This is a genomic window from Pseudoalteromonas sp. P1-25 (assembly GCF_001401805.1).
GTDB lineage: Bacteria > Pseudomonadota > Gammaproteobacteria > Enterobacterales > Alteromonadaceae > Pseudoalteromonas.
In genome coordinates this window covers 13,183-27,548 of record NZ_LKDW01000035.1, presented here as the reverse complement: position 1 = coordinate 27,548, position 14,366 = coordinate 13,183, and the positions used below count along the sequence as shown (strand labels likewise).

Genomic DNA, 14,366 nt, shown 5'->3' with positions numbered 1-14,366 from the left:
AAAAACTGGGTATTTATTTTGTAGACGCACCCTATTAGCGGGATGCGCCGAACTATAATTTTGTGATTAATAGCGCTAACTAAACCTAAAAAGGTAACTGGGCTATTAGCAAGTATGGGTTGCAGGCACTAGTCTCTGGTACTGGTAGCGGTCTATGCAAGTTGCTACTTAAAGGCGATCTTTTAATGCTTTGGCAGGTTTAAATACGGCTTTGTTAGCGCCCTCTATTTCAATGCTTTCGCCTGTTTGAGGATTTCGCCCAGTACGTGCTGGGTAGTAGCTTAATGCAAATGTACCAAATCCACTTATTTGTACTTGGTCGCCCTCAGATAACGATTTAGTGATTACTTTTTGTAAACTTGTAAGTGCTGCTTGTGTGTCTTTTTTTGTAAGCTCACTGCTTTTTGCCATTTTGGCAACAAGTTGTGCTTTGTTCATTGTAGGCTCCTAAATGCACACTTAATCAGTATTGGTTAAGCGTGGGGATATGATGATGAATAAATAAAGCCACGCAGGCTAAGGCTTACAGAGCAACAAGTCAACCTTGTAGTTGCCTAGTGTTATGTGGTAAAAACTTCTCTGACTTCTTTTTGTATAATTTAGGTAGTATATGCACGCATTGATTGAATACATCCCGCTAATATTATTTTTTGCGGTATTTAAATTAGTTGATATTTATTGGGCAACCGGCCTTTTAATGGTCACTACGCTTATTCAAGTTGCGTATAGCTACTTTAAGCACCGCCATGTACCTACTCGCCAATGGTTATTTTTTGCTATTGCAGCGGTATTTGGCACATTAACCTTAGTACTCCACGATGAACAATATATAAAATGGAAAGCCACGCTAATTTACGCCGGCTTAAGCCTCACCTTATTAATTAGCCGCTACGTGCTGAATAAAAATCTTGTTAAAAAAGCTCTTAGCTCAATCCTCGAAAACGCTAACGACTCTAAACAGGCGATTGAAGTGCCAGAACCTGTGTGGAATAAACTTAACTTAATGTGGATTACCATAACCGCAGGTATTGCGGTGCTGAATATTTACATTGCGTATAATTTCTCACTCGATTTTTGGGTTAACTTTAAAGTGTTTGGCTTAATGGCAATTACCTTTGTGAGTATTTTGATCACTATTTTTGCTTTGTATAAGTACTTCCCTGATGAAGAGGAACCTGCAAAGTAAAACATCTTCGTCATAAAAATGTCGTCTTTGCTTGATAGCGTGTAAAAAAAATCAATCAGAGACGACCTTGAACGCCAATCAATACCGCTGGTTTGAATTTACCCTCATATTTGTTTTATTGCCTTTAATAGGCTTTACCCTTCGTAGTTACCTAGCTAACTGGCTTATACCCGCACTGATTGTTTTAATGACCGTGTGCTGCATGTTATTACTGAACGACCCCCACTTTAAGCGATTTAGACTCACAAGCCTGGGGCAGTTTTCTGCAGTAAAGCGGCGTTTATTTAGTTTCTTTTTTTTAGGCGCGCTTTTCTCAGGCGTGTTTTACGGCATTATTCATCAAGAAAACTGGTTTAATATGCCGCTGCACTCATTTTATAACTGGTTACTTTTACTACTCCTATACCCGCTGCTATCGGTATTACCACAAGAGCTAATTTTCAGAACCTACTTTTTTCATCGCTATAAACGCATTATGCCCAAAAAAAGAGTGCGTATAGTGGTAAGCGCAGTAGTGTTTGCCCTTGCCCATATTGTGTATGCTAATTGGGTGGCTGTAGGCTTAGCATTTTTAGGCGGGTTATTATTCTCGTTTACCTATGCGCAAAGCCGCTCAACCATAGTGTGTGTTATTGAGCATAGTTTATGGGGCTTGTGGATGTTTACACTGGGGATTGGCAGTTCTCTAGACTCAGGGGCTATAAGCTAAGCCGCTATTTTCAACAACAAAAAAAGCCGCGTTAATACGCGGCTTTTGGCAATTTTTTAGCCTAAAATCCAAATAACTTAAAGGCAAAAAACTTAGTCGCTACTGTGTTTATAAATATGGCTAATAAAATAACCGGAATAAACGTAGAAAGCGAAAAGTTAACGTATTTTTCCATAAAGCTGCCGGCGTAATTTGGTGAGCCTTGGCTTAACTCATCTGTTAGGCGCGCTTTTTTCCAACGATACATAACAAATAAACACACCATTAAACCATTAAATGGCAATATAGTGTCGTAAAATACATCATAAACAATATCAAAAAAGCTTTTATTACCGCTGCCGTAACTCGTAAACGACGTTAGGCTATCAACCATGCCAAACGACATAGTACATAATATAGTTAATACACCTGTAGCTAGCGTTAAAATACCTAAGGCTTTTTTACGGCTTATCCCTTTACGGTCACTTAGGGTTGCTGTAGGTACTTCTACAATTGATACAAGCGAGGTAATCGCAGCAAAAAACACTAATAAAAAGAACGAAAACGCCACGGCTGATGCACCAAAATAACCAATGTCATTTTGTAGTGCTAATAAAATTTTAGGTAAGTATACAAATATCATCGATACAGACGAATCAGAAAGTGCCGCTGGGTCAGTACTTGGATCAAAACTAAATATTGCCGGTAGCACCATTAAACCAGCTACAAATGCCACTAATGAGTCGGTAATAGCGACCATTTTTGCACTGCCAACAATGTCATCTTTTTTAGATATGTAAGAGGCGTACGTCATTAAAATACCCATACCTAACGATAATGAGAAAAACGCTTGGCTTAGTGCACCATTAAGGACGCTGGCGCTCATTTTAGAAAAATCAGGAATAACATAATATTTAACACCCGCCATGGCGTTATCAAGCGTTAATACATACGCAACAAGGGCAAGCAACATAACAAATAAAGCCGGCATTAAAAACTTAGCGGCTTTTTCTATGCCTTGTTTAACCCCACCCAATAAAATAAGGTTAACAATAATAACTACCACAGCCATGTAGCCAAAAACAGTGTAGCTATTTATAAAACTGCCAAAATGATTCGGATCGGCCAGTGCATCTAAATTACCCATGGCAGTTTGGCTTAAGTAACCAAAGATCCACACGGTAATAACCATGTAAAATACGGCAATCATAAACGGCGTTAATACTGCCAAAAAGCCAGCAAACTTCCATTTTTTATCGTTATTTGCCAGCGCTTTGTAAGAACCTAGTGGATCTTTTTGCGCGTTACGACCCATAGCCATTTCAGCCATCATTACCGGTAAACAAATAAAAGCAACAAACAAAGCGTATACAAGTAAAAATGCACCACCACCATTTTTAGTTGCTGAAACAGGAAAACCTACTAAGTTGCCAATACCTACTGCCGAACCTGCTGCAGCCAGTATAAAGCCAAGACGGGAGCTAAAGTGCTCTCTATTATTGCTCATGTATTAACCTTGTTATTTTTAAGTTATTCAAGCGACTCTACCAGTGTTGTGCCGCGCTTTTCAAGCAATTACCCACTAAAAATAATTAATAACTGTAAACCTAGCTTTAACGGTAATTTGTTCACCAACTATCAACGTTGTGCTAGTATTTGCGTTATTAAACTTAACATTTTTTTGAGAATGACTATGTTGTACATGATTTACTCAACCGACGTTGAAAACAGCTTACCGCTAAGAAAAGAAGCCCGCCCCGCCCACTTAGCACGCCTAAGCGAACTTGAATCTCAAAACCGTTTATTTGTTGCCGGCCCACTACCAGCAATTGATAGTGAAGACCCGCAAGATGCTGGATTTACAGGCTCATTGGTCATTGCCGAATTTGAATCTCTTGAAAAAGCACGTGAATGGGCAGCAGCAGATCCCTACGTTGCAGCCGGCGTTTACGCAAACACCGTTGTAAAACCATATAAAAAAGTATTACCGGCGTAACGAACTCCCTGAATTTAAAACGTTATTTAATTCAGGGTTGGTTCACTGCTAATTAATTAAGCTGGCGGATGTAAAAGCGCATATTGGACGTTTTTACTTGAGTTTTAGTAGCTTAGTTAATTAGAATAGCTGGGTTTGATCTAGGAGTTCCCGTCATGCGTGTATTATTAACCCTTGGTTTAATTGCCTGTATTAGCGTCAATGGCGCCGTACACGCAAATACAACTGCTATTAAAGCAGTTAAAAAAACTGAGATCAGCAAAAAGAAAGCCGTAATACTTGCAAAAGAAGAAACTGACGGTAAAACCTTAAAAATTACAGAACAAGCAAAATTTTATACTGTACGTATACTCAAATCTGACGGCCACGTCGTTGATTTACATATAAATAAAAAAACCGGCGAAGTGAAAAAGGATTAGCAAATGCGAATTTTAGTTATAGAAGATGATTTACACTTAGCAGACAACCTACGTAATGCTTTAGAGAAAGAACGTTACAGTGTTGATTTATGTCACGATGGTGAAGCTGGCCTATTCCATATTACAGAATACCCGCTAGATATGGCGGTGGTTGATTTAGGCTTACCAAAAATTGACGGTATTGAGCTAATCAATAAAGCACGTGCACAGGGCGTGACTATTCCTATTTTAATCTTAACGGCGCGCGATCGCTGGCAAGACAAAGTTGAAGGCCTAGATGCAGGTGCTGACGACTACTTAACCAAACCGTTCCATGTTGAAGAATTAATTGCGCGTTGTAACGCACTTATTCGCCGCAGTGCGGGTAAAGCAAATCCAGAAATGACAGCGGGTCCAATTAAAATTCATACTCGCTCGCAACAAGTATGGGTTAACGACAAAGAACTTAGCCTTACAGCCTATGAGTACAAAGTACTTGAGTATTTAATGGTTAACCCGCAAAAAGTAATTTCAAAATCAGAACTTACTGAGCACATTTACGACCAAGATTTCGATCTTGATTCTAACGTTATCGAAGTATTTGTACTTCGTCTGCGTAAAAAATTAGACCCTGAAGGCACATTAAACCCAGTAGAAACACTACGTGGGCGTGGTTACAGGCTTAAAAGTCAGTGGTAGCATCGCAAATATCGCTTAAAATAAGGCAAGGATTTATCCTTGTCTTTGTTTTATTGGTGGCACTGCCTATTTTGTTTTACTCGATTGGGAAAGCGTATTACGCCTCATTAGTCGAAACCACCGAAAAAAATCTAGAAGCCCACTTATACTCCCTTATTTCTGAAGTCGACTTTACTGAGCGCGGCATTATTATGCCCAGCACAATTTTAACGCCTGAGCTTAATAACTTAAATTCAGATACCTACGCAATGATTTACCGCGATGATGTACCTGTGTGGCACTCAGAGTCTGCAGTAAACGTGAACTTTAAACCCGAGTACATAGAGCCTAAAGCAGGTGCAGCCGACTTTAGACGCGTGGTTTATAACAATGCGGTTTATTGGCAATTAAGCCTAACGGTCATTTTAAATAATATTGATCAATCTGAGCAGGCACGTTTTATATTACTCAAACGAAACGATGCATTGCTAAGGTTAATGGATGGCTTTAAGCAAACCTTAGTCGATTGGATGTTTATAATGGGTATTGCGATTGCCGGTTTAATGGCAATTGGGTTTATTTGGAGCGGCCGACCATTACAACGTCTTGATAAAGAAATAAAAGCCATTGAGTCGGGCGATATTCAAGAGATTAAAGGCTTATACCCTGTAGAGCTGCAAACGATCAAATCAGATTTAAATCTACTGCTAGAATCACAGCAGCGTCAAAAAGAGCGCTACAGAGCCTCTTTAAGTGACCTAGCACATGCATTAAAAACCCCCCTTGCTGTATTAAAATCAAGCCCGCTTGCTAATGATGCCGATGCCCAAGAGCAACTTGATAGAATTAATGTGATGATCGAGCATCAGTTAAAGCGTGCCGCTACTGGCGCCTCAGATACATGGAAAAAACAAACCCCAGTTAAACCTGTTATTGACTCTATTTTAAGTGCAATGGCTAAGGTATACCGCGATAAAGACATTATATTTAATTGCACCGTGACCGATAAAGATTACTTTTTAGGTGACCAAACAGATTTAATGGAATTACTGGGTAATTTAATTGATAACGCCTGTAAAGCGTGTCGCTCGCAAGTAGAAATACAAGTCATTCAAAGTAAAACACTGTGCATAGGCATTAGTGACGATGGACCTGGTGTACCCGAGGATAAGCGCGAGTCTTTATTAACCCGTGGTACCCGCCTTGATACTTACGAAAGCGGCCACGGTGTAGGTATGGCGATAGTCTCTGACTTGGTTAAATCTTATAACGGGCACTTAACCATTAATAAGTCTGATACCTTGGGCGGCGCACAATTTATTTTAGAGTTTAATTACAATGATAAAAAATAGCCTTCTAATCACACTTGCAAGCCTATTAGCTTTAAGTGGCAATGCCAACGCACAAGCTCAGTGCACGCTTGCGCAAAACGCAACGCCAAGTCAAACCAAACGTTACACGCAGTGTTTAGACACGCAAATAAATCAGGCTAAGTACAATCAAGGGACATGGATTCAAAAACGTAAATATGAACTCACTAAACTAGAAGAACAAAGCGGAAACACGCAAATACTGATGCTATTTAAACGCAGCGTGGACAACCACCAAAAGTATATTGAATCAAGTTGCCAATGGCGCTATTTATTAAAGCTACCTAATGCCAGCCAAGCTGCTATTGATTACAAATTATGTGAACTTGCGCTTATTGAACAGTTTACGCAAGTACTTAAGAAACCACTTTAATAAGGGGTATCCCCCATAAAAAAGCGATTAATACTGCGTATTAATCGCTTTTTTAGATTTATCAAACACGTCATTTTAAGCTATGGAAACAATTAGATATTATTTTTCGTCTATCGACTGACCTGTACCAAGTAGCGTGGCGACCCACCGCCCTTCATCACTTGCCTCAAGAGCTATTTTAACAATCATAGTTAGCGGTACTGATAGCAACATACCTACAGTCCCCAATAACCAGCCCCAAAATATTAACGACAAAAACACCACTAAGGTAGAAAGCCCAAGCCCTTTACCCATAAATTTAGGCTCTACAATGTTACCCATTACCGTATTAATAATTAGATACCCTGCGCCTACGAGGCCTGCAGTTAGGGGGCCTTGTGTGATAAGTGCTAACAATACGGCGGGTACTGCGGCAATAATAGAGCCTATGTTAGGAATATAGTTAAACATAAAGGCTAAAACTCCCCACAACACAAAGTAGTCAACATCTAAAATCCATAAATACAGCGCAGCAATCACACCGGTGCCTAAACTCACCAATGTTTTAATGGCTAAATATGAATTAATAGAAGCCAAAAAGCGGTCTATTTGCTCCATTTTTCTATCTGGGTCGGCAAGTGCCATGTGGATTTTTTTGCTAAGCGTAGGGCCTTCAAATAGCATAAATACAACAGTTAAAATAATCAGGAACATATTTGCCATTACGCCACCTAAGCCGGTAAGCATATTAGTGGCTACATCGACCATTTTACCTGGGTCAAACATAGAGAGAATTTGATCTCTGTCGATTAAAATGTTGTATTGCGATGCAAGATCGACCAACCATACAAACTCTTCTTTTAACTGGGCTTTATACTCTGGAAGTTGCTGAGAAAAGTCGTTAACTGATTGTCCTACCAAGCCACCTAAACTTACACCTAAGCCGACAATTATAAGCACCACAATAACTACAGAAACCCCTTTGGGGATACGATATCGGCCAAAGAATTTAATCAGCGGATTACATACAATGGCAATAAACGCTGCCAAAATAAAGGGGATAATAATAACACTTGCGGCCTTAATACCGGCTAATACAACCACCAGTGCGGCAAATATTATTAAACTTTTATTTACGCCAGTTAAACTTGCCAACGCGCCAATCCTTTTCTTATGAAATTCGCTTTAGTGTAAGGCAAAAACTAATTAAATGAAATATTTACAAAGTGATCGTTGTTTTTTAGTTAACGTAATAATTTGCATTAAGATAGTTTAAATAGTATACATTTTAAACAAATCGTACACTTATTTTTGGTAAGGTTTTTATGCATATTTTTTTTACAGGCGCCACCGGTCTAATTGGTAAACACCTAACGCCATTTTTGCTACATCACCATAAAGTAACGGTACTTAGCCGAAATAAAACCAAAGCTCATGTATTGCTTGGCCATAATATTGATGTAGTAAGCACCGTTGATGAGGTTAATTTTAACCATGTAGATACCGTGATTAATTTAGCCGGCGAACCTATCGTCAACAAACGTTGGACACAGGCACAAAAACAAATAATTAAAAACAGTAGGATAAATCTTACCACGCAACTCAGCGATGCTATTTTAAATTGCACCACGCCCCCGGCTACATTTATATCTGGTAGTGCCATTGGCTATTATGGCCGCCAAGGTGATACCCCAGTAGACGAAGACACTAACGATGTTAATGATGAATTTAGCCATCAACTCTGTAAAGAGTGGGAGCACGCAGCACTAAAAGCACAAAGTGACAAAACACGGGTGTGCTTATTACGCACGGGCATTGTTTTAAGCAAAAATGGCGGCGCGTTAAGTAAAATGCTTCCTGCGTTTAAATTTTTTGCAGGTGGTCCCATTGGCGATGGGGAGCAAGGTATGTCGTGGATTCATATTGATGACATGATTCAGCTTATTTTATTTATTATTAAGCACACAGAGGTATCTGGGCCTGTTAATGCGACTGCTCCTGCCCCCGTAAGCAATAAAACATTTAGCAAAAGCTTGGGTAAAGCATTGTCTCGCCCATCCGCTCTCACTATGCCAACCCCAGTGCTAAAAGTGTTAATGGGTGAAATGTCAGATTTGCTTACAACAGGGCAGTATGTAATACCCAAAAAAGCGTTAGCGCATAACTATCGTTTTCATTTTACAGATATAGACTCTGCATTAAGCAGCTTAATAAAATAAGGGGATTCAGCATAGATACACCTTACAAAGGTTATAAAATACTACTTAAAGCTAAGCTGTTGTAATCAATGTAAGCCTTAGTATCTCGCCATAATTTAAAGTAGCCATTTAATAATAAAAGAACTTTTCTATGCTGCACTTACCAACCGTTATAAGCCTTTCTTTTATTTTAAACCTTATAATCGGGCTGTATTTTGTCTCTATTTATCAATATAAAAAACAAACAAGCTTTTTATATTTGGGCCTTGCTTGTGTCACCTTTACATTCGCCATTCTATGCGCAAGCTTACGCGTGATCATTGCATGGCCGTTTATTACCCATTATTTTGCCAGTCTATTTATTATTGCTTGCCCACTTTTTTTAATTATGGGATTAAAAGCACTCAATCCGTTAAATAAAGGCACATGCAGGCAAGTTAGCTCTTTACTCATTGTGGCTGCGGTATTTTTACTCGCAGTTTACAACACTGCAGCAGAGCAAATATTGGTCAGTTTAACTGTGGCAGGGTTATTTGTGTATGCTTCGTATATTGTTTTAAACGCCAGCTTTATAGCAAAATTACAACAACGTATGTTATTGCTTTGCCTATTACTGCATGCGCTCGTTATGCTAATACAGGGAGTTTTATTACTGCTGCCGTTTGTTACTGCGATAAACTTTAACTTTACCTCTGTTTTGCAATTTACTTTGAGCGTGCACTTAATGCTTGCCACCAGCGCCGCCCTATTGCTGCCTTTTTTAGTGTTTGCCAATACAGAGCATACGCTCAACTCACTCGCTAATCGCGATCCATTAACCCAGCTATTAAATAAACGCGGCTTAAATGCAATTGCCAATACGTTATTTAGTAAAAATAATGCCGAACACCCTATTAGCATAATCATGGTCGATATAGACTTTTTTAAGCGTGTTAACGATGAATATGGGCACGATGCAGGCGATGAAGCAATAAAATGGATTGCACAGCATATTGCAGCACTTTTTTCTAAGAGCGCGGTTACCGCGCGTGTTGGCGGCGAAGAGTTTGCTATTTTACTTAGCCACTGTACGTTAAATGAGGCGCAGAGCGCGGCAAACACCCTCAGGAAAAACATTAAAAATAAGCCTTTTAGCTATTTCGACAACACCATTTGTTTAAAAATAAGCGCAGGGGTTGCATGCAGCAATACGTACACAAGCTCTTTTAAATCGCTACTTAGTGCGGCAGATAAGCGCTTGTATATTGCTAAAACCACAGGACGCGACAAAGTCATATATAAATCTGCACAAAACCCGTTTATAAGTAAAAAATCCGTATGCACATAAAAAAAGCCCTTCAATTGAAGGGCTTTGACATACACACTAAAACAAAATGATTACTGACATTTAAGCCCAGCAGAGTCTGCCTTATTTGGCACAAACTGAATGTTTGCTACCGACACTGAGGCCTTGCTGCTTGCATGTAAACTGAACGGGCTTGTAACGCTTGCAAAGTCTACACCTTGGTTAGCAAAACAACGTAAGTCTACCGACACCGACTGCCATTTATTTGTGATTGTTTGATCAACCATTTTACTCAAGGCAATCGCACCACCACACTCACCTGAACAAGTCATAGCAAGGTTTACGTCATCGGTTAGTGGTTCATTGAGTTTAATATCAAAACTAATCACGCCATTAGCCTCTAAATACGTAATGGTATCTTCAGCAAAACTTGTGACTATTTCAGCACTTGCCTTTTGCTCGCCACTAAAACTAAATTGGCGCGCGTCTTCTTGAACTGTTTTATCCTCAGTACGGTATTTAAGTGCACCCAGTTGATGAGTACTACTTGATACATCTAATAGTTCATCGCCAGATTTAAGTAATAAACGCCATGGAGCAACCGGTGCGCCAACTAAAATATCCATACTAGTTAGCGCCGAATTATCCAAGTTAGACTCTTCATTTAAGTTATCAGCTAAAACATTTTTATCGCCGTACGTTAAGCCAAAACCGTACGGTAATAGAGGGCTGTAATCGTCATCGCCTTTATTAACCGTTGCTTGTACTGCTGTTTTAGGCCACGAAAACGAAAGCTTACCGCTAAAGTTATGCTGAATACTGCCATCTTTGGCTTTTAAAATAACATCGGCAATACCGCCACCCTCTGTACCAGGCAGCCACGCTGCAACAAATGCATCAGAGGCATTGAGCTCGCTGTTAACCCACATAGGACGACCCGAAATAAATACCGATACAACGGGTATACCTTGTGCCTTTAACGACTTTAATAATGCGAGCGATTTTTTATTACCGCGCTCAAATTCTAGGTTATCTCTATCACCATGCCCTTCTGCATAAGGCTCTTCACCAAATACCACAACAGCTACATCTGGGCGCTGTTCATATGAGCCATCCACACTTAAAATGGCACGACCACCCGCCTGCGTAATTTGTTTTTCAAGGCCTGCATAAATAGACGTGGCACCAGGAAAATCAGCATTTTTATTATTAGTCCCTTGCCAAGTGATACTCCAACCACCCGACTGCTTACCTATGTTATCAGCTCCATCGCCAGCAATTAATACAGTTTGGTTTGCATCAAGAGGCAAAATATTGTTTTTGTTTTTAAGTAAAACAAGTGATTCGCGTACTGCTTGACGCGCAACTTCGCGGTGCTGCTGAGCACCAATTAGCTCAGTTTTACCCGAAAACTGACGTTTAGCCGGGCTTGGCTTATCAAATAAACCGGCACGTAATTTAACGCGTAAAATTCTACTTACTGCATCATCAATACGCGACATGCTGATTTCGCCAGCTTTCACTTGCGCTATGGTGTTTTCGTACAATGGCTTCCAAGCGCCAGTTGGCACCATAAAAATATCAAGCCCCGCGTTAACAGCCTGTGCACAACTTTCGTTTGTACAGCCTTTAATTTGGCCATGGCCGTTCCAATCACCTACAACAAAACCATCAAAGCCCATGCGGGTTTTAAGCACGTCGGTTAACAGGTATTTGTTGCCGTGGTTTTTAACTCCATGCCAGCTATTAAACGATGCCATAACCGACTGACTCCCCGCCGATAAGCCGCCTACATAACCTTGCGCATGTATATCAAACAAATCTTGCTCGCTGTCGATATTATTACCTTGGTCATCGCCATCGACTGTGCCGCCATCACCTAAAAAGTGTTTAACAGTACTAATAACGCGTTTATCACTTAAAAAATCGCCATCGGCCTTGCCCTGTAAACCATTTACAATTGCAGCTGAATAATCGCGTACAATGCGAGGGTCTTCTGAATAACCTTCATAGGTTCTGCCCCAGCGGTCGTCGCGCACAACAGCCACTGTAGGTGCAAATACCCAATCTATACCCGTTGCCATTACTTCAACCGCAGTGATAGCTGCTATTTGCTCAATCAATGCAGGGTTATTTGCCGCACCTAAACCAATATTATGCGGAAATAAAGTCGCGCCGATTACATTATTGTGACCATGCACCGCATCGGTACCCCACATTGTGGGTATTTTACTGCCATCGATAGAATCATCTACCGACGCCTGATAAAAATCTTCAGCCAATTTTACCCAATCCATGGGGGTTGCGTGTTTATCACCATTAGGAAACGCTCCTCCCCCGTTTAGGTATGAGCCAAAGCCATATTTGCGCATGTCTTCAACGGTAATATCGCGAATTTCTGGTTGAATCATTTGAGCTACTTTTTGCTCAAGCGTCATTGTTTTTAAATAATCTGCTATTTTGGCTTCAATTTGTGGGTCTTGTTTTACGGCAATATTAAGTTTTGGCCAAATTTGCGCTGTTTTAGACACCCCATTATTCGCCTCAGGAGTTGTTGTCGCGTCATTTGAACAAGCCGATAAAATGCCTACTGATGCAATTAATGAGGCACGTGCTATTTTGTTAAGTGAAAAAGGGGTTTTCATTATAGAGTCTCCTGAACTTGAACTGGTTTGCTTCCGCTTAAACCATAAAACGCGATAAATAAGTAACAAAAAATTGGTAAAACATACGAAAGCTGAACACCCACATTATCAGCAAGCGCACCTTGTAAAAGTGGCACAATTGCCCCCCCTACAATCGCCAAACACAATATGCCAGAGCCTTGCGCGGTGTGCTTTCCAAGCCCATTTAGCGCTAAACTAAAAATAGTAGGGAACATAATAGAATTAAATAATCCAACCAGTAGGATTGACCACATTGCTAATTGACCCGACGTGCTCATGGCTATAACCACTAAAATAATAGCCATAGTTGCGTTAAAGCCAAGTACTTTGCCAGCAGGTAATTTTTGCATTACCGCTGCACCAATGAATCGCCCTACCATAGCACCACCAAAATAATAGGTGATGTAATGAGCAGCCACATGTTCTTTTAAACCGGCAATATTTTCTTGCGCTAAAAAGCTGACTAAAAAACTGCCAATGGCAACTTCTGCACCTACATACATAAAAATACCCACAGCACCGAGTGTAAGATGGCGGTATTGCCATGCACTGCCCTCTATTGTCTCTGACTTTTGTGCGGCTTCTTTTTGCTCACTCATTATGTCTGGCAATTTAAGCCATGCAAAAATACCGGCTAGTAAAATAAGCATGCCAGCTAATAGTAAATAAGGAAGTTGTACTGATTCTGCGTTTTGTGCCGGTGTTAAAAACGCTTCAGAGGCAGAGTCAAGAATCAAAAATGCACCAAATGTAGGGGCAACCGTAGTGCCTAGCGCATTAAATGCTTGCGTTAAGGTAAGGCGAGAAGAGGCTGTTTGAGGGGCGCCAAGTAAACTTACATAAGGGTTAGCCGAAACCTGCAACAGGGTAATACCGCTTGCCAGAACAAACAAAGCAAACAAAAATACCGGGTAATTATGTAGTGCCGCGGCTGGGTAAAAAAGCACACAACCCAATGCAGCTATAAGTAACCCCGCTACAATGCCTTTTTTGTAACCTAATTTTTTAACTATGTGGCCGCTTGGCAATGACATTAAAAAATAAGCCCCAAAAAAACAAAACTGAACCAGCATTGCTTGGACATAAGTTAAGTTAAACACCGCTTTTAAATGCGGAATTAAAATATCGTTTAAGCAGGTGATAAATCCCCACATAAAAAATAAAGTCGTTAAAGACGTTAATGCAAAACCATAGTTTTTATCTGGGTAGCTTTGCGATTGTGTGTGTGTCGTCAGTGGTGCTGAACTGGCCATAGGCTCTCCGCAATTTATTATTATAAATTAGGGCGTGTTGTTCTTTGCGGATTGAAATTTGTTCAATCTAGGGGAGATTAAATCGCGGCGCGAGGTTTGTAACCTAGCGGGCTAAGTAAAAACCAAGCAACAAAGAGTTAATCGTCCCTAGAAAGAACCCGAAGGGCAACGCATGTTTGGCATTTATGCTGCGTTATCGCCTATTTATGGGGAATAACCACACTTCATAGGCTCTGCCTTGCCTAAAACCAAACATACAGCTGCAAATTCAACCATCAAAGATTAATACGCCCTAA

At 40.3% G+C, this 14,366-nt stretch carries 14 protein-coding genes; 9 read left to right on the top strand and 5 right to left on the bottom strand.

Annotation, left to right across the window (positions count from 1 at the left end):
- Positions 1-168: 168 nt before the first annotated feature.
- Positions 169-438 carry an HU family DNA-binding protein gene (locus tag AN393_RS16950; protein WP_055014382.1) on the bottom strand — a complete coding sequence of 90 codons (270 nt, stop codon included), beginning with the start codon at positions 436-438 and terminating at the stop codon, positions 169-171.
- Between the two features lie 172 nt (positions 439-610).
- Here AN393_RS16950 and AN393_RS16945 point away from each other — a divergent pair, with 172 nt between their 5' ends.
- Together AN393_RS16945 and AN393_RS16940 are read left to right on the top strand one after the other, a co-directional pair.
- On the top strand, positions 611-1,186 hold the full coding sequence (locus AN393_RS16945; protein WP_055018717.1) for an inner membrane-spanning protein YciB: 576 nt from the start codon (positions 611-613) through the stop codon (positions 1,184-1,186).
- Between the two features lie 67 nt (positions 1,187-1,253).
- On the top strand, positions 1,254-1,895 hold the full coding sequence (locus AN393_RS16940) for a CPBP family intramembrane glutamic endopeptidase (protein WP_055014384.1): 642 nt from the start codon (positions 1,254-1,256) through the stop codon (positions 1,893-1,895).
- A 61-nt stretch (positions 1,896-1,956) separates the two neighbouring features.
- Here AN393_RS16940 and AN393_RS16935 read toward each other — a convergent pair whose 3' ends face one another.
- Positions 1,957-3,381 carry a sodium-dependent transporter gene (locus AN393_RS16935; RefSeq protein ID WP_055014385.1) on the bottom strand — a complete coding sequence of 475 codons (1,425 nt, stop codon included), beginning with the start codon at positions 3,379-3,381 and terminating at the stop codon, positions 1,957-1,959.
- 186 nt (positions 3,382-3,567) lie between these two features.
- Between AN393_RS16935 and AN393_RS16930 the strand changes: the two genes are divergently transcribed.
- The 5 genes from AN393_RS16930 (at position 3,568) to AN393_RS16910 (ending at position 6,689) form a co-directional block, all read left to right on the top strand.
- The gene (locus tag AN393_RS16930; protein ID WP_055014415.1) at positions 3,568-3,870 is read left to right on the top strand and encodes a YciI family protein; all 303 of its coding nucleotides are present in this window, start codon (positions 3,568-3,570) and stop codon (positions 3,868-3,870) included.
- A gap of 155 nt (positions 3,871-4,025) precedes the next feature.
- Entirely contained in the window at positions 4,026-4,289 is a 264-nt protein-coding gene (locus tag AN393_RS16925; RefSeq protein WP_055018716.1) for a PepSY domain-containing protein, read from the top strand.
- Positions 4,290-4,292: 3 nt separating this feature from the next.
- Complete coding sequence (locus AN393_RS16920; protein WP_004586804.1) at positions 4,293-4,967, top strand: response regulator transcription factor; 675 nt, start codon at positions 4,293-4,295, stop codon at positions 4,965-4,967.
- Positions 4,961-6,298: an ATP-binding protein gene (locus AN393_RS16915; RefSeq protein ID WP_055018715.1), complete on the top strand. Its 1,338-nt coding sequence runs from the start codon at positions 4,961-4,963 to the stop codon at positions 6,296-6,298. The genes AN393_RS16920 and AN393_RS16915 overlap by 7 nt, the downstream gene beginning before the upstream one ends.
- On the top strand, positions 6,285-6,689 hold the full coding sequence (locus AN393_RS16910) for a hypothetical protein (protein ID WP_055018714.1): 405 nt from the start codon (positions 6,285-6,287) through the stop codon (positions 6,687-6,689). The genes AN393_RS16915 and AN393_RS16910 overlap by 14 nt, the downstream gene beginning before the upstream one ends.
- 99 nt (positions 6,690-6,788) lie before the next feature.
- On the opposite strand, the gene AN393_RS16905 is transcribed toward AN393_RS16910, so the two are convergent.
- On the bottom strand, positions 6,789-7,823 hold the full coding sequence (locus AN393_RS16905; RefSeq protein WP_055018713.1) for an AI-2E family transporter: 1,035 nt from the start codon (positions 7,821-7,823) through the stop codon (positions 6,789-6,791).
- 170 nt (positions 7,824-7,993) lie between these two features.
- Between AN393_RS16905 and AN393_RS16900 the strand changes: the two genes are divergently transcribed.
- Both AN393_RS16900 and AN393_RS16895 read left to right on the top strand, forming a co-directional pair.
- Positions 7,994-8,887: a TIGR01777 family oxidoreductase gene (locus AN393_RS16900; protein WP_055014390.1), complete on the top strand. Its 894-nt coding sequence runs from the start codon at positions 7,994-7,996 to the stop codon at positions 8,885-8,887.
- Positions 8,888-9,017: 130 nt separating this feature from the next.
- Positions 9,018-10,193 carry a GGDEF domain-containing protein gene (locus tag AN393_RS16895; RefSeq protein ID WP_055018712.1) on the top strand — a complete coding sequence of 392 codons (1,176 nt, stop codon included), beginning with the start codon at positions 9,018-9,020 and terminating at the stop codon, positions 10,191-10,193.
- 50 nt (positions 10,194-10,243) lie between these two features.
- Here the strand turns inward: AN393_RS16895 and AN393_RS16890 are convergent, their stop codons facing one another.
- Positions 10,244-12,796 (bottom strand): exo 1,3/1,4-beta-D-glucan glucohydrolase, encoded by a 2,553-nt coding sequence (locus tag AN393_RS16890; RefSeq protein ID WP_055018711.1) that lies wholly within the window; start codon positions 12,794-12,796, stop codon positions 10,244-10,246.
- Positions 12,796-14,070, bottom strand: a complete 1,275-nt coding sequence (locus AN393_RS16885) for a sugar MFS transporter (RefSeq protein WP_055018710.1) — start codon at positions 14,068-14,070, stop codon at positions 12,796-12,798. Before AN393_RS16885 ends, AN393_RS16890 begins: the two co-directional genes overlap by 1 nt.
- Between the last annotated feature and the right edge of the window lie 296 nt (positions 14,071-14,366).